This is a genomic window from Paenibacillus sp. 01T443 (assembly GCF_056398325.1).
This window is the reverse complement of record NZ_JBFTPE010000030.1, coordinates 1-16278: the sequence shown is the minus strand read 5'-3', so window position 1 is coordinate 16278 and position 16278 is coordinate 1. Positions and strand designations below refer to the sequence as shown.

Here is a 16278-nt window from a genome sequence, read left to right as displayed (position 1 = left end):
TTTGATGAAATCCTCTCCCGAAGAATGATACAAAAAATCACCATTTTCGAAGACCACTTCAATGAGGAATTCAAATCCGATGTTGATGCGGATATTGAAGGATAAAGCAAAGCAGGACTTCTTTCAATTATTTAGGAGGTCCTGCTCTTTTTAGTCATCGTTAGGTAAATACCATCCGTGTTCACGATGAATACTGGGTGCATGTGGAGTTTCATTACCCCATGCTCTTATACTCATCTCTTTATCAAATCTTCCAAGTAAGTTCTGTAGGCTACAAGCCGCTTTAAAATCATCACCTGATGAGCAATAGTCTAGTCTTACTTTTTCTCGTGCTGTATCAAGTTCTGCATCTGTTGCATTCTCAAACCATTTACTACTATAAAGGCTTGCTTTTTCTATCTTTTCTTTCAAATTATCAAGTAATTCCTTTATAGCATCTTTATTCTTCAATCCAAACGCGATAAGAATAAGTGTAGGGATGCTTATTCCAATGAGAACAAGCTGCTTTTTATGTACTTTTATCCAAGTCACAATTCCATTCTTATCTTCCGTAACTTCTTCTAATCCCTGTTCATTCTGGATTTCTTTTTTCATAAGATTTCTCTCCTTTCAACTTTTCTTCCTCTATAACTGTATTTGTAATTTTCACGATGATATTATGGTTTTCAACACAACATACAAAGCACCACATTATTAGCTCCATGTCTTATCATTAAGTTACTCAGCAATCTCCTGTGTTCAAGGCAGCATCTCTGTCTCAAGAATTTGCGCCAAATCAAATATTCGTGAGCCCATTGGTGCTCTTGGGGTTATCTTCTTCACTCAACTTTCGCACCCTAACTTCGGCAGATAAGCCTTTCCCAAGAGGGAAAGGAACAGGGATGTGAATCTTTGTTGGGGTATTCTTAAAGGAGAACATGCACGTTAATCATAGCCTATTGCCACTGCAATATCCAGAAAATTTCCCCAATTTAAAAAAAGAAAAGTTCTCTGCAAGCGACAGGAGTCTCATCTTTATTTAGTCATATAGATCTTACTCAACCGCCTTATCCGCACCCATCTGATTGCCCAACTCAACGACCATCGTGCCAATGAACTGGCTGATCTACGGTTTGAAGTGAACCTTGGTCTCGTTCCTAGGAACATCAACCCTGCCCATGATCATTTAGAGCATCGTTTTCTTCCTGATGGGAGCCTTGTCGGACACCTTGCGCCAGTTCGGAATGTGCTGCAGAGATATCCGAATCGTTTCACTCAATCAGATTGATTTCCCAAATACAATAAAGCCCGAACGGTGACTCGTTCGGACTTTATCAGGTAAATGCGGCTTCTATTCAATAGATCTTGTTAGCGACACACAGCACTCCACATGTGTGGAGTGTGTATACAAAAAAAAGACMAAACGGAATTTCAGCCATTTGGTTTCTTTTATTGATATAACATCCTGAGATCAATCCCTAACTTTATCGCCATATACGATAAGATCAGATGTAATATAAGAGCTCAGGTCATTTCTTACCGCTTCGCCTTATAAAACTCATGATACAGTTTCATCAACGCCCGCTTCTCAATCCGGCTCACATAACTCCGCGAGATGCCCAGCTCCTTCGCAATCTCCCGCTGCGTCCGCTCATCCCCGCCATGCTCCAGCCCAAAGCGGCCAATCACAACTTCCTTCTCACGGTCATCGAGTATATCCAAGTTTTTATATATCTTAGATTTCTCAATCTTAAGCTGCACCTTATCCACGATATCATCAGCCTCAGTACCGAGGATATCAATCAACGTGATCTCATTCCCTTCCTTGTCCGTGCCAATCGGATCATGCAAAGAAACGTCCTTCCGGGTTTTCTTAAGCGATCTCAGATGCATAAGTATTTCATTCTCGATACAACGAGCGGCAAAAGTCGCGAGCTTCGTCCCTTTGCCGGTTTGGAAGCTCTCGATCGCTTTAATCAATCCAATCGTCCCAATCGAGATCAGATCCTCGAGATCTTCCCCTGTATTATCAAATTTTTTGACGTTGTGAACACGAACCGATGTAATTTGAGTTTTACAACTGATACATCACCCTAAACACCATCGCCGTACGGCTAGCGAGCTGTAATTCGAGCTTACCAGCCGCCCATTTGAACTGCGAGCGCGGTCCAAAACCGCCAAAACGTGCGTCGTCCGTATCAAAAATCAGTTCAACAGGCGTTGAGTCAAAACTGACAAATTTCGTGTCCGTCGGATGGAAATTGAAAGCAAAGAGCAAATCACCCTTCTGGTAGGCTAGCAATTTATCGTCGTTTTGAATCCACTTCTGTTGCAGGCTTGCGGTCTTCTGTAAAAATTTTGAATCGTGCTCAAGCGCAATCATCGCATTATCAAAATCGAGCAAATACTGAAAGCGAAGCTCTGGATTGGTCGCAAGCGACCATTGCCGCCGCGCATGGTCAAACGAGTCGCCATTACCCTCGCGCGGAAAATCGAGCCATTCAGGATGGCCAAATTCATTGCCCATAAAGTTCAAATAGCCCTCGCCTGCAAGCGAAAAAGTGACAAGCCGCAAAACTTTATGCAGCGCGATCGCACGGTCAATAATCAGCGACTGCGAATGAACATCCATCGAATAGTAGAGCTCACCATCCGCGAGCCACATCATGAGCGTCTTGTCGCCGACAAGCGCCTGATCGTGACTTTCCGCATAGCCGATATTTTTCTCTCCTGGCCGCCGCGTCGTCAGCTCCCACCAAAGCCCCATCAGGTTCAGCTGATCATCCGATTTCGTCTTGAGCTGCTTGATCCAGTAGTCAGGAATGCCCATAGACAGACGATAGTCAAATCCAATGCCACCATCAGCCAGCGGGAGCGCCATACCTGGCATCGCAGACATATCTTCAGCAATCGTCAGCGCTGATGGATTGACCTCGCGGATCAGCTCATTTGCGAGCATCAGATAGACGATTGCCTCGATGTCCTTATCCATTGAGAAATATTTCTCATAGCTGTCAAAGCTCGTCCCGAGCCCATGATGGTGGTAAAGCATACTCGTCACGCCGTCAAAGCGGAAGCCGTCAAAATGATAAACTTCGAGCCAAAATTTCAGATTCGATAGCAGAAAATGAATGACCTCGTCCTTGCCATAGTTAAAAAGCTTTGTGTTCCAAGCCTCGTGCTCTCCGCGATCGCCCTCGTGGAAATATTGCGACGTCGTGCCGTCAAATAAATTCAGTCCTTCGCCCACATTTTTCACCGCGTGCGAATGGACGACGTCTAATAGGACACGCAGCCCCAGCCCGTGCGCTGTGTCGATCAATTCCATCAGTTCGTCAGGCGTTCCAAAACGGGAGCTGATTGCATAAAAATTTGATACCTGATAGCCGAAGCTCGCGTAGAGCGGATGCTCCATAATCGCCATCAGCTGGATGGTGTTGTAGCCAGCCGCCTTGATCCGCGGCAGCACGTCGCGCGTAAATTCCTCGTAGCTATTGATCTTATGCTCCTCTGAAGAGATACCAATGTGCGCCTCATAAATCAGCGGCGCTTCAGTTGACAGGTCGGGCGCGGCATTTTTGAACTGATAGGTTGGCTGCATAATCACACCATCAAATTGATAATTATCATTTTGTATGGCGTAGCTGATGTAACTCGGCACGCGATAGAGCGGCTCACCATCCACGATCAGTTGAACCTTAACCTTCGAGCCGATTGGGAGGCTGCCCGGCATGCGCAGCTCCCAAACACCGCCATTCAGCCGCGTCATCTCGTGCGAAAGCCCATTCCAGCCGTTGAAATCGCCGACCAGATACATCATCTCCGCATTCGGCGCCCATTCACGGAAAGTCCAGCTGTCGCCGTCCTGATGAAAACCGAAATATTTGTAGCCATTCGCAAAATCCGAAAGTGTCTGATTTTCACCACTCAACAGCCGATTTTTCGTCCGCTCAAATTCCGACATCCGTAGCCGCAAGTCTCCCTCAAACGGTGCCAGCCACTGGTCAATCTCCAAAATTTTTAATGATTCGTTTATCGTCGCAACTTCCATAGTCACACCTCACTATTGTATCTATGGTACATTTGCAGCATCTCTTGGTGCGTTCTCTCTTTCTCTATAAAGAATTATTCGCCCAGTAGTTAAACACTCCTGCCCTTAACATTAATTCAATAAAAACGGGAGCTCATCATATGATCTTTACAATATATTTTCTTGAAATCATGGAATCTTTAGGATAAAATTGCAAAACTGGAGTCTGAGGGGGACAAAAAGGATGAACTTTATTTTTTTCTCGCCGAATTTCCCAAAGTACTGCACCGAATTCTGCTTTCACTTGAAAAACTGCGGAGTGAATGTGCTTGGCATCGGCGATGCAGATTATAACGATCTCAACGAAAAACTGAAAAATTCCCTTACGGAGTACATCAAAATTAATCGTCTGGAAAATTACGACGAGGTTCTGCGCGCGGTCGGTTATTATATCCATAAATATGGTAAAATCGATCGTTTTGAATCACTTAACGAGCATTGGCTGGATCTTGACGCGCGCATTCGAACGGATTTCAACATTTTCGGTACGAAGCTCGATTTTATATCCAATTTAAAACAAAAATCGAAAATGGAAAAGTTTTTCAATAAAAGCGAGGTCGAGTCCATACGTTCCATAACGAAATTCCATCGGGTGAAGGCAAAAAAATTTATCGAGAAGATCGGCTATCCCGTCGTCGTAAAGCCAAATCAAGGCGTGGGAGCGAACATGACTTACAAACTCGCGAGCGAGTCGGAGCTGGAGCATTTCTTGCATACCAAACCATCGGAAGTCGAATTTATTATGCAAGAGTTTATAGACGGCGTCTTGCTAACCTACGACGGTCTTGTCAACAAAGATGGAGAAATCGTATTCGCAGCAAGCCACGAATTTCCGCATAGCATCATGGATACCGTAAATTCTGGAAATCATTTCAGCTATTATGGTTTAAAGGAAGTAAGTAAGGAAATCGAGGAATCCGGAAGAAGGATCATTCGAACCTATGGGATCAAAGAAAGCTTTTTTCATCTCGAGTTTTTTAAATCCAATGCGGATGGAAATATTATTGCGTTAGAAGTCAATATGAGGCCGCCGGGTACGTGGATGACGGATGCGATCAACTTCACTTACGATATCGATATTTACAAGCTATGGGCGAATATGATTGTTAACAATCGGGTGGAAGGACCTTTTGCCGGTAAGTATTATACCGGGTTTGCCAGTAAAAAAAACCACCTCACCTACGCTCATGAGCACGAAGAGATCATGCTGCGATATCATCATGAAATTGTCAAACACGACAGCATTACGGATGTGCAAAGCCAATCTAGAGGAAATTATGCGTATCAATTTCGTTCAACGGACTTTGATAAAGTGAAACAAATTACAGCTTATATTCATGCAGTGGAAAATAGAATCAAGGTGTTCTCATGAAAGTAACCTATCACAAAGTATATAGCGGCAACTTGCATCGGGACATGGAATACAAAATATACGGACATCAAGGGAAGCCCTTACTTGTTTTTCCGACCTCCTGCGGACGGTTTTATCAGTATGAGGAATCCGGCATGATCAGCACGTTGGAAAGTTTTATTGAACAAGGAAAAATTCAAGTTTGGACATGCGACAGTATTGACGAAGAGACTTTTTATGCCAAGAACTCGACGACCGATGAGAAGATGACACTCCATGACCAATATGATGCCTATGTGAAAGATGAACTCATTTCTTCCATTCTCCGTCAAAGCAAAGAGAACAACGGTGGAGGCACGCAGAAGATCTTGGCGACGGGATGTTCGCTCGGGGCTTATCACAGTACCAATATGTTTTTCCGGCACCCGCAATATTTTGACAGTTTAATTGCTTTAAGCGGTTTGTATTCGACCAATCGATTTTTTGGAGAAGAGGTCCCTCCTTCAGCTTATTTCCATTCACCGCTTCACTATTTAAGAAACTTGGAGGACGCTTTTTATCTGAATCAATACAGGAACAGCAAAATCATCATTTGCACAGGCCAAGGCGCTCATGAAGATTTAATGCGATCGGAGACGCAGAAGCTCAAGGAAGTGCTGCAGGAGAAACACATCCCGGCAAGCGTTGAATTTTGGGGGTACGATGTCAATCACGACTGGTACTGGTGGAGGAAGCAAATCCTTTACTACATGGATCGCTGCTTAAGTTAAAAAACGCCAGTCCTTTCATTACTGCCTCATACCTTGTTCAGACGATGATTGTCGACACCAAAAAAGCTTGAGAATGCTCTGACATTAGCATTCTCAAGCTTTTCCTACTTCTTCGCCTTATAAAACTCATGATAAAGCTTCATCAGCGCCCGCTTCTCGATCCGCGATACATAGCTGCGGCTGATGCCAAGCTCCTTCGCAATTTCCCGCTGCGTCCGCTCATCCCCGCCATGCTCCAGCCCAAAGCGTCCAATAACAACGTCCTTCTCACGGTCATCAAGTATATCCAAATTTTTATATATTTTGCTCTTCTCAATCTTGAGCTGCACCTTATCAACAATATCGTCGGCTTCCGTGCCTAGGATATCAATCAACGTAATCTCGTTGCCTTCCTTGTCCGTACCAATCGGGTCATGCAGCGAAATGTCCTTCCGCGTCTTCTTCAAAGACCGCAGATGCATAAGTATTTCATTCTCAATACAGCGAGCCGCGAAAGTCGCGAGCTTCGTGCCTTTCCCAGTCTGGAAGCTCTCGATGGCCTTAATCAATCCAATCGTCCCAATCGAGATCAAATCCTCGAGATCCTCACCTGTATTGTCGAATTTTTTGACGTTGTGTACACGACCCGATGTAATTAATTCACTACTACGACCTCATCGCTGCCAGTGGAGCGATGGGGTTCTGAATTGTTGAACAGGACTCTTTTGAGTTTTGTGTTTCTCCGTATGAGTGTGCCGCTATTCCAAGAAAAGATGTGACCAAAGTTGTGTCCGGATTAAGACAAATTATATCTTTCAATTCCTCATAATTAGTATCCTTTAAAATTACAGTCGCGACAATAGCACTAAACTGAGAATCGGGATGTGCTTCTCTCAGTAGACTTTTAAGACCATTTACAATAATATTTCTTCTTCTTGTTGATGTACTAATACCTTCTTTATATTCCCGAGCTTTATCAAGAATAAGTTCCAGCGACCTCACTTGAATCCTTGATCTCTTTTGTTCTTCTATCTTCTGTTAAGGCTTTATCTTGATTGATATAATCTTTCGCCATTAGAATAGCTGCTAGTAACTCTTTTTTCAAACAACTACAAGCTACGTCAAATTCAAGAGTCCACTCATTAGAAACATAAGCTTTAACATTGCCATCACTATATTTTAGTTCTCTATCATATTTTGTTACTTTAGTATTTCTATCCGAAAGCATAATAATAGTGTTTGCAAGCACATCTTTCGCATATTGCAATACCTTCTCTTGTGTAGGTTCATAAAGCAGTTCAATCCAAAGATTATATTGAGGAGCCGTGAACAGCAGTTCCTCCGGAATCGAAGAACTAGGGGGAAAGAAGGTTCGAGATACATAGCTGTACGCTCCCCGTAAGGTTTCATGGCCTTCTCCTGAAATGAGCTCTCCTGCACCGCTCACCTTTAAACTATTTTGTTCGAATTGATAGAAAAAGGGTTCTTCACTCCAAATATATCTGCCTTTGCTCGAAATAAGTAACGGGCAGGCCTGATTGCCATTGAGGTTTGAAGCCAAGTCCACGCTAAAGGATGAAGTGCCAAAGGGCATGCTTCGACCATCAGCAGCGCGGCCTCCCCACCAATATTCGTCAGGCAGCAGTTCGATCATCAGTCCATGAGTTGTCATCTATGATTACTCCTGCATCACAATTTGAACACAAACCGGTCCATGAAGGTCTTGGCAATCGACGGTATAAAGCTGCGAATTATCGGAATGAGATCTCAGCTCTCTCGTTACTCCGTTTACTTCAACGAAATCAGGTCTTTTATCCGCAAAGAAAGTAAATGCTCCCCCTTCGTCCAGAAAAAGTGTGGTCCTGGATTCGTTTCGAATGATATGCTTGATCGTTTTGGGGGAAATCATCTTGTTTGTCAATCCAATCGGGGCAATCCCCGAGTCGCAGCTGACCAGAATGAACAGTTTTGCTTCCTTCTCATTCAGGACGATCGGATATTCTTCATCACGCCCAATCACCGAACATGCTTCCGAGAAATATTCGTAGACTGCAAACCGGCTTCCATGCAGCCCCGGAATATCTGCAGGACGAATCCGGCTTTGGATCGGCTGTCCATCCTTGTTGATATGAAATGCAGCAACAATTCCAGCATCCCCAGCACGGCTCCATATCTTTAATGCAGCATTTTCATGGACCGGATCTACAGTCAAGCAATCCAATGTCGGCATCCCGGGCAAATCGCAGCGCAACAGCTTCCCGTCACGTTCAATCAGCGGTCGGATCAAATTGGGGTCGGTTGCTTGAAGAGGATCGCTAAAATATACCGGTCCACCGCTTACCGCTCGAAGAAGGGCATGACGTTCCGCATCGGCATGAACCGTCCAGAACATATCCCAATCTCCCCAGTAGAGATGGCCATGATAGAACGAGTTGTATACATTTTGCATGGCGTGTTCTGCGAAGCAATCCGGGTTCTGGGGAACAAAATCATCACTGTTACGGCTAATGGCGGACATGGGCCTGCTCCATAAGTTTTCCGAGGCCATTCCCATGCAGTTGATCATTTGATAATGGAAATGCATGGCGGCAGAAGCCTCCAGTGCCACATGTCCCCCTTTAGCGGCCTTTCCTGCAGGAAGATGATGTTTTGTTAAATTGGCTATCGCACTTTGTCCATCTACCTTAATGAGTCGAATTCCCTGAAGGCGTAACTGCTGATGAAACTCTTTCCAAAAGCCAAATCCGTGGTCATCACATGCAGGAATAAGAGCACCCCCGTTGGTGGGCATCAGATGTTCTTTCATATTCGCAGCCAATTCACTTTCAGGATGAATACCGCCCCAATAGCCTACGAATGTATGCCATACTCCTACTGAATTGATATCCAGCTCCTTCAACTTGTCTACAACACTTGCAAGTCCGCCCGGAAATTTGCCTGCATCARCCTTAAAAGATACAAGCTTCCCATCCTTAATGTCCTGCCATCCGTCGTCAATGATCACCCAGCGTACCGGAAGATTCATGTTCTTAAATTCATTGCACTTTTGTACGATCCCCTCTTCGGACACCTGTTGGTAAAAGGCATCCCAAGTACACCATCCGATGTACTCAAAAATATCCGGATATTGCCGTTCATCCTTATTTGCAACACCAAGTTTGCGTCTCGCCGAGGTTAACGTATGTTCCGCCAATTCGAACGGATTCTCATGGATCCCCAACATCGCAACAGAGGTATTCATGCGGCTGAACCCGCCTGTGTTGTTAAACACAACCAATTGCAAATTCCCTGCGGTTGTTCCCTGCAAATCTGCCTTACCGTTTTCTTCGCAAAGCGGTATGATTTGAAAGAAGGAGCCTGTTTCACGTTCTATCAGCAGCTGCTGCGTTCGGCTGGGCAACCCATCGAGTGTCCCGGTATACGGTCTTGTCCACCAATCGTTAAACCGGTAATGCCCCAACAGGCCCGTCATTCCAGGGAAGCTTTCCATCGTTAGCACAATCCCTTTGTTACTGTCAAAAAAACGCAAATGATCAAACAGCGGATTATCAATCGATGCGGAAAGAGATATCGCTGCACAGCCTTCCTCTATGCTCAAATGAAGCTTAACTAAAAGTCCTTCAGCCTCATTCCGAAATTCGCAATCTGTTACCGGCAACCCGCTTTCTTCTCCTGCGATCACCTGTGACAAATGTAAAGTGTGGCTGGAACCATCGTCCAAGTTCACAACAGCTGAGATTCCTTTTATAACCGTCTCCCCGCCGTCAACCAAATCAAGCCTATCTCCTGTTTGTAAGAAATTTAGCAAATGTTTTACCCTCCCGGAATCTAAGTTAATTCAACCTGTTGAAATCTGTAGAACACACTCGTAAAGTCGCCATGCATGACCGGAATGGTTAACCCTGCATGCATTAATTCGTCACCGCCGTAAATGCGGCCGGTCTCTGCATGTTTGTACTTCGCATCAGGATGCAAGCCGTTTAAACGCAGGAATCTTATCCGTTCTCCCGGTTGCGCAAGCACCTTAAAGTAACCTACAACCGCTTCATTCTTGTTTTCGGAAACAAACATCCACGCTGCTTCGTTACCTTGGAAGGGATCAAGCAAACGGTAGAAATCTCCGAATTGAATAACAGACCTGATTTCCTTATATTGAGRGATCATCTTGCGGATAAAATTCTTTTCTTCTTCGCTCAACTTCGTAAGGTCGAGCTCAAATCCCAAATTCCCTGACATGGCAACGTGAGAACGGATATCCAAAGAAGTAACCCGATGTACCTGATGATTCGGTATAACGGACACGTGCGCCCCAATGGTACTGATTGGATATACGAGACTTGTCCCGTATTGGATATTTAGGCGGCTGACCGCATCCGAATTGTCGCTGGCCCAAGTTTGGGGCATATAAAACAGCATTCCCGGATCGAATCTGCCGCCGCCTCCAGAGCAGCTTTCGAATAAAATATCAGGAAACGAAAACGTAATTTGCTCCAAGACGTGATATAAACCAAGAATATATCGGTGGGCGATTTCTCTTTGACGTTCAGGAGGCCAGGCAAGGGATCCAACTTCTGTCAAATGACGGTTCATATCCCATTTGACATAACTGATGGGTGCGCTATTCAACACCTCGGTTATCACACGGACAATATAATCGCAAACCTCCGGCCGAGACAGGTCAAGAACAAATTGGTTCCTTCCCAATGTCTTCGGCCGTCCTTCCACTTGGATACACCAATCAGGGTGTTCCCTGTACAGATGGCTATCCTCCGAAATCATCTCAGGTTCGAACCATAATCCAAACTCCATCCCTCTGGCACGAATTCTTTCAGCCAAATCTGCAAGGCCGTCCGGCAGCTTACGCTTGTCCACCTGCCAATCTCCTAATGAGCTGGTATCATCGTCGCGGTGCCCAAACCATCCGTCATCTAACACAAACAGCTCGATTCCAAGACGCTGCGCTTCATCTGCCAGGCTCTCCAATTTCTGCGCATCAAAATTGAAATAGGTTGCTTCCCAGTTGTTTATCAAGATCGGCCTGACTCGATCCCTATGTTTGCCCCTGCATAAACGGGATCTGTACAATTCGTGGTACGTGCGGGACATCCCCCCCAGCCCATCCGAAGAAAAGACCATGACTGCCTCAGGCGTTTGAAAGGTTTCCCCCGGACCTAACAGCCAGGTGAAATCGAACGGATTAATCCCGATCGATGCCCGGCAGGTATGATACTGCTCCACCTCTACCTGGGCAAGGAAGTTGCCGCTGTACACCAAATTAAACGCGTATACCTCTCCCTTACTCTCGTCGGCTCCTTTTCGCAATAAGGCCATGAAAGGATTCTGCTGCGGGCTGCTGGCACCCCGGGCACTGCTGATGGCTTGAACACCGTGGGTAAGCGGACGCCTTTCTATATTCCGTTCATTCGTATGCGATCCATAAAGGGTCAACCACTCAAATTCATCATCCCGAAAGTCCACACTTGCGCTTGAAACACGCAACAGTTTGATATTGCACTGCCCATGATTGGTGATGGCAACGGAGCGGCTGATGGCATCATGGTCACGGAAGATGCAATAGGTTAACGCGACCGACAAGCCAAGATGCGCATCCTCCAATACAATCTCAAGGGAAATAGCCTCCTTATCGTTCTCTGCATAAGTCGCAGGAAGGCCTTTTAGTACTGATTTCCCATGATAAATCCTGTGAGAATGATATCGTAAGTCAGATATCGTAGATCCGTCTTCCAGTTGTAACTGGAATGCAGGCTGCCGGTAGTCCCCGTTTCCGTACACCGGATATTCATGAGGTATCGTATCCAAAGAAAAGCTGCGGTTCATAGGGTTAGGGTTAGGTGAGAAGGCTCTATCCAAAAATATCAAGGGGTTGCTTTCGTTATAGGAGACAATGCTCCTTCCCCAGTACAAATGGACAAGATAACCTCCATCCAATACCTTCATCACATAACTGGTTCCTTTATTACTGAGGTGAAAAATCTTCCTCTTTTCATCGAAATGTATATTCATGTATCTTCCTCCCCAAATTCAGAGAGCTACCCTGCGGTAATTCTCCTCTCACTGATCCATATCCGAGTTGTGAGCCATAATCAACCTTTCACACTGCCGAGAACAAGACCTTTCGTGAAATATTTCTGCAAGAACGGATATACGACTAGGATCGGGACCGTTCCAAGGAACAACTGCGCTGCGCGGCCGGTTCTCACGTTCATTTGCGCGAGCAGCTCCGAATAGTCGGTGCCGGCTCTCAACATAATTTGGTCGAAGCTGAGCAACAGTGTCTGCAAATAGCTTTGCAACGGATAATTATCGGGATTGTTCATGTAGATGATGCCATCAAACCATGAGTTCCAATGCCCAACGATGGTGAACAGTCCTACGGTCGCAAGCGCCGGCTTAAGAAGCGGCAAGAGGATGCGGATCAAGATTTGCATCGGCCCGGCTCCGTCGATCGTCGCTGATTCCTCAATCTCTTCCGGCAGGCTCCGAATGAAGTTCATGAGAATGATCATGCTGTAGACGGGCAACGCGCCCGGCAGAATGAGCGACCAGATGGAGTCGATGAGTCCGGCTTTGACGACGATAAGGTAGCTCGGGATCAACCCTCCGTTAAATAGCATCGTCAATACAAAAAAACCCATATAGATGCCGCGTCCCATCACTTTCTCCTTCGTCTTGGAAAGCGGATATGCGGTGAGCACCATCAAGATGAGGTTGACTATAGTCCCCAGCACGACTCGCTGGGTCGAAACCCAAAACGATTGTAAAAATTGGCCTCCTTCCAACGCAAACTCATAAGCCTTCGTCGTAAAATCGACTGGCCAGAATACGACATCTCCCGCCGCTACCGCTGCGCTCCCGCTAAAGGAAACAGCAAGCAGATTAACGAAAGGCAGGATGCAAAACAGCGAAGTCAAGAACAGAATCGAATAATTGGCGATAAGAAATAGCTTACGCCCTAGGCTTTTATCTTGAACCATAATTTCCCTCCTTAATAAATCTTGTATCCTGCGGCTTTTTTCGCAAGCACGAGGGATAAGACGACCAGGATACAAGTGATGACCGATTTGAACAGGCCGATCGCCGTGCCTATCGAATATTGCGCTTGCACAATGCCGAGCCGATACACATACGTATCGATGATGTCGCCAGATTCGTAAACAGCGGGGGAATAGAGGTTGTAGATTTGGTCAAAACCCGCGTTCATGACGTTACCGAGGGACAGGACCGCCATCAGGATAATTGTCGGTGCAAGCAGAGGCAGCGTAATATAGATCGTCTGCTTCCAACGATTCGCCCCGTCGATCAGCGCTGCCTCATACAGCCCTGGGTCGATGCCAGTCAAAGCGGCCAAATAAACGACAGTGCCGAAGCCGAACCCTTTCCAGATATCGGTGACGATCATCGTCCACGGGAAGATCGAGGGGCTGCCCAGGAATGAAATTGGCTTCACACCGAGAAGACCGAGAAACGTGTTGACGATCCCATCCGAAGCTAGAATATCGATCATAATGCCGGCCATGATAACCCAGGACAGGAAGTTTGGGATATAGACAAGCGTTTGGAACGTACGTTTGAAGGCCGCCCGCATTACTTCGTTCAGTAATAAAGCGAAGATGACTGGCACGAAGATGCCGCCGAGCAATTTGAAAATCGACATGTACAGCGTATTCCAGATCGTTCGCAAGAATTTCTCCTGCTTGAAAACGTGTTCGAAGTTTTCCATTCCGACCCATGGCGAATGGAAGCCGAGTCCCGGATTATAGTCTTGAAACGCGATGACCAATCCGTAGAAGGGGAGATAGCTGAAGATAAAAACGAGAATGATACTCGGAACCAGCATGAGGTGGAAAGCCCTCTGTTGTCTTAACTTTCTTAACATGTCCCGATCCTCCGTTCCTAGAATAATATAAAGGAGGCGAGCGTAACCTCGCCTCTTCGCATGGTTCTCGATCGTTAGTTATTTGTTGCCGTACATTTTGTTTACAGCTTCGGTCACTTCGTCTCCGCCGGCTTCCCGCCAGTCCTTGATGAGCTTATCGAAATAATCGATGCTCTCCTTACCCATGATGATCTTCGTAAAGCCTTCGGTCAGAATATCATCCAGCGTGGAGCCGTATTTGGCAAGTTCCTTGGGCTGTGCTCCCCAAAGCGAGTTCTTGATATACTGATTGTTGTCGATAAAGGGCTTGGCGAGGCCATATGCGCTCCTCGGCGCGCCTTGCTGCAGGTAGTCGCCAACCGTGGCCGGTGTGCCTTTCGTCTCAAACTCGACACTGTTGTTGTACTTCTGCCACTGACCGGTCGCTGTGAAATTGCTCGTGTCTTTCGTCTTCATCGCCTCGCTGACCTTCACGAACTGCTCGTAGTCCGTGTTCGGGTTCGTGACCTTAAACGGTTGAGGAGCGTGCTCCAAGCCATCGTTTACGAAAGCGGCCAAAGTCTCTTGCGATTCCTTGCTGAATCCTTCGTCCATCATATAGGCGTAGAAGTTAATCAGCTTGATCACCGCTTCCGGATTCTTAGCTTTCTTGTTTACGACAACGTAGTTCCCGTTTAAGAAGGAAACTGAATGAATCACTTCTTCGCCATTGGCGGACGGTATGTTGTAAGGATAAAATATCGCATTCTTACCCAAGTTCGTGACAACATCCACGCCCGGACTATAGCCCCACCACTGGTAGTGAGGTTGTACGCCGACTTTGCCGGCTACGACATTAGCGTTCATCGCTGCTATATCTTTAATCGAAAATTCCGGATCGATAATGCCGAGCTTATACCATTCCGCAAATGTTGCAAGCGCATCCTTCATCTCGGGCTGGGTCGAACCGTGGACGATCTTGCCGTCTTCGCCTGGAACCCATATGTCCGGATGAGCTCCCCATGCGACTGCGAGCGTGTTTAGTGTATCGAGCGTCTGATCAAGCGCAATGCCGTAACCGCCGTGTTTTTCCATGAACTTGAGCGCAATGTTCTTAATGTCGTCTATCGTCTGCGGATCCTGGAGCCCAAGCTCTTCCTTCCAATCGTTGCGGATCCAGACAAAATCGGGCTGGTCAATGACGCCGTAGTGTAATTGCGGGATACCGTATAATTTGCCATCCTTCATGCCGGACTCAAAGCTGGGTCGATCGAATTCCATGTATTTTTTCACCCGATCGGATGCGTACTTGTCGAACACCTCGGTCAGATCCATGACCATGTCCGCTTCCATCAACTTCTGCAGCTGCGATGCGTTTACACGATAAATGTCGGGAAGCTCGCCGGACGAGATCGCGAGGTTCAGCTTCGTTTCGTAATCGTCGGATACCCAATCCGTCACGACGTTGATGTTGAAGCGCTCCTTATACGCTCGCGTCCAGATGTTGTCCCCCATGTCGTCGCCTTCCGGAAATTGAGCGGACGTATTCGTTTCACGAATGGTGTGAATCGTGACCGGCTCCTTGTATTTCCCGAAAGTATAATCTACTTCCCCGTTCTCTTTCGTCGCCTGTGAAGATTCGGCTCCCGATTCCGTCGCTTGCTCTTTCTTGTCTTCACCGTTGCTGCACGCAGCAAGTAACATTAGCGCAATTGCCAAGATGATGGATAATCCTTTTCGTTTCATTTGTACCCCCCATTTGTATCAATATTGGAATTTAGAGAAATAAATAACAGGCCCTTCATAAAATCCGTCTCGTCAATTTACTGACTCTTCTGGAGACCTTATTGAACCTTTTGCCAGTAGTTCTTGTGAGTCAGCCACGCAATCACCCCTTTTTTCTTTCATTCGCTGCACACTTTATTCTGTACGAGCTTGTACTATCATGACATCTTCAGGCTACGCCATCTATCAATATTGTGGACGAATCATCATAAATGTGTATTTCTATGAAAAAAAAAAATGAACCCGGTGGAACAAACACAAAAAGAAATGAAACAAAAAAAGCTGCTGCCCCTTGATGGGGGACTGACCCCCTAGAGTGAGACAAATCAAAACACCTTCAAGAGAATGTGAACATGTCGTAAGATGTGGATACAACCTTGGAGGTGTTTTTGCGTTGGCAACAAGAGTAAGCTACCCAGTGGAAACAAAGATGAAGGCTATTGAATTG

General features: G+C 46.1%; 12 protein-coding genes. 2 read left to right on the top strand and 10 right to left on the bottom strand.

Annotated elements, in window-relative coordinates; all coding sequences use genetic code 11:
* Positions 1-150: 150 nt before the first annotated feature.
* The 3 genes from AC1DLI_RS30665 to AC1DLI_RS30655 form a co-directional block, all read right to left on the bottom strand.
* Complete coding sequence (locus AC1DLI_RS30665; RefSeq protein ID WP_477608915.1) at positions 151-594, bottom strand: hypothetical protein; 444 nt, start codon at positions 592-594, stop codon at positions 151-153.
* 921 nt (positions 595-1515) lie between these two features.
* Entirely contained in the window at positions 1516-2064 is a 549-nt protein-coding gene (sigK, locus tag AC1DLI_RS30660) for an RNA polymerase sporulation sigma factor SigK (RefSeq protein WP_477608981.1), read from the bottom strand.
* Positions 2054-4030 (bottom strand): alpha-amylase family glycosyl hydrolase, encoded by a 1977-nt coding sequence (locus AC1DLI_RS30655; protein ID WP_477608913.1) that lies wholly within the window; start codon positions 4028-4030, stop codon positions 2054-2056. The genes sigK (AC1DLI_RS30660) and AC1DLI_RS30655 overlap by 11 nt, the downstream gene beginning before the upstream one ends.
* 223 nt (positions 4031-4253) lie before the next feature.
* Between AC1DLI_RS30655 and AC1DLI_RS30650 the strand changes: the two genes are divergently transcribed.
* Entirely contained in the window at positions 4254-5441 is a 1188-nt protein-coding gene (locus tag AC1DLI_RS30650; RefSeq protein WP_477608911.1) for an ATP-grasp domain-containing protein, read from the top strand.
* Positions 5438-6190, top strand: coding sequence for an esterase family protein (locus AC1DLI_RS30645; RefSeq protein WP_477608909.1), 753 nt, complete (start codon positions 5438-5440; stop codon positions 6188-6190). The genes AC1DLI_RS30650 and AC1DLI_RS30645 overlap by 4 nt, the downstream gene beginning before the upstream one ends.
* 104 nt (positions 6191-6294) lie before the next feature.
* On the opposite strand, the gene sigK (AC1DLI_RS30640) is transcribed toward AC1DLI_RS30645, so the two are convergent.
* The 7 genes from sigK (AC1DLI_RS30640) to AC1DLI_RS30610 all read right to left on the bottom strand — a co-directional run bounded on the left by sigK (AC1DLI_RS30640) (position 6295) and on the right by AC1DLI_RS30610 (position 15791).
* The gene (gene sigK / locus AC1DLI_RS30640) at positions 6295-6825 is read right to left on the bottom strand and encodes an RNA polymerase sporulation sigma factor SigK (protein WP_477608979.1); all 531 of its coding nucleotides are present in this window, start codon (positions 6823-6825) and stop codon (positions 6295-6297) included.
* Between the two features lie 320 nt (positions 6826-7145).
* On the bottom strand, positions 7146-7841 hold the full coding sequence (locus AC1DLI_RS30635; protein WP_477608907.1) for a hypothetical protein: 696 nt from the start codon (positions 7839-7841) through the stop codon (positions 7146-7148).
* A 6-nt stretch (positions 7842-7847) separates the two neighbouring features.
* Positions 7848-9977: a Sip1-related alpha-galactosidase gene (locus tag AC1DLI_RS30630; protein WP_477608905.1), complete on the bottom strand. Its 2130-nt coding sequence runs from the start codon at positions 9975-9977 to the stop codon at positions 7848-7850.
* A 20-nt stretch (positions 9978-9997) separates the two neighbouring features.
* Positions 9998-12193, bottom strand: coding sequence for an alpha-galactosidase (locus AC1DLI_RS30625; RefSeq protein ID WP_477608903.1), 2196 nt, complete (start codon positions 12191-12193; stop codon positions 9998-10000).
* 80 nt (positions 12194-12273) lie between these two features.
* Positions 12274-13164, bottom strand: coding sequence for a carbohydrate ABC transporter permease (locus tag AC1DLI_RS30620; RefSeq protein ID WP_110771168.1), 891 nt, complete (start codon positions 13162-13164; stop codon positions 12274-12276).
* A gap of 11 nt (positions 13165-13175) precedes the next feature.
* Positions 13176-14066, bottom strand: coding sequence for an ABC transporter permease (locus AC1DLI_RS30615; RefSeq protein WP_169088512.1), 891 nt, complete (start codon positions 14064-14066; stop codon positions 13176-13178).
* 78 nt (positions 14067-14144) lie between these two features.
* The gene (locus AC1DLI_RS30610; protein ID WP_477608900.1) at positions 14145-15791 is read right to left on the bottom strand and encodes an extracellular solute-binding protein; all 1647 of its coding nucleotides are present in this window, start codon (positions 15789-15791) and stop codon (positions 14145-14147) included.
* Between the last annotated feature and the right edge of the window lie 487 nt (positions 15792-16278).

Excerpts from the sequence above, each read along its gene's own strand:
- AC1DLI_RS30615 (WP_169088512.1), bottom strand. The coding sequence starts at position 14,066 with ATGTTAAGAAAGTTAAGACAACAGAGGGCTTTCCACCTCATGCTGGTT.
- AC1DLI_RS30665 (WP_477608915.1), bottom strand. The coding sequence starts at position 594 with ATGAAAAAAGAAATCCAGAATGAACAGGGATTAGAAGAAGTTACGGAA.
- AC1DLI_RS30650 (WP_477608911.1), top strand. The coding sequence starts at position 4,254 with ATGAACTTTATTTTTTTCTCGCCGAATTTCCCAAAGTACTGCACCGAA.
- AC1DLI_RS30635 (WP_477608907.1), bottom strand. The coding sequence starts at position 7,841 with ATGACAACTCATGGACTGATGATCGAACTGCTGCCTGACGAATATTGG.
- AC1DLI_RS30620 (WP_110771168.1), bottom strand. The coding sequence starts at position 13,164 with ATGGTTCAAGATAAAAGCCTAGGGCGTAAGCTATTTCTTATCGCCAAT.
- AC1DLI_RS30610 (WP_477608900.1), bottom strand. The coding sequence starts at position 15,791 with ATGAAACGAAAAGGATTATCCATCATCTTGGCAATTGCGCTAATGTTA.
- AC1DLI_RS30645 (WP_477608909.1), top strand. The coding sequence starts at position 5,438 with ATGAAAGTAACCTATCACAAAGTATATAGCGGCAACTTGCATCGGGAC.
- AC1DLI_RS30655 (WP_477608913.1), bottom strand. The coding sequence starts at position 4,030 with ATGGAAGTTGCGACGATAAACGAATCATTAAAAATTTTGGAGATTGAC.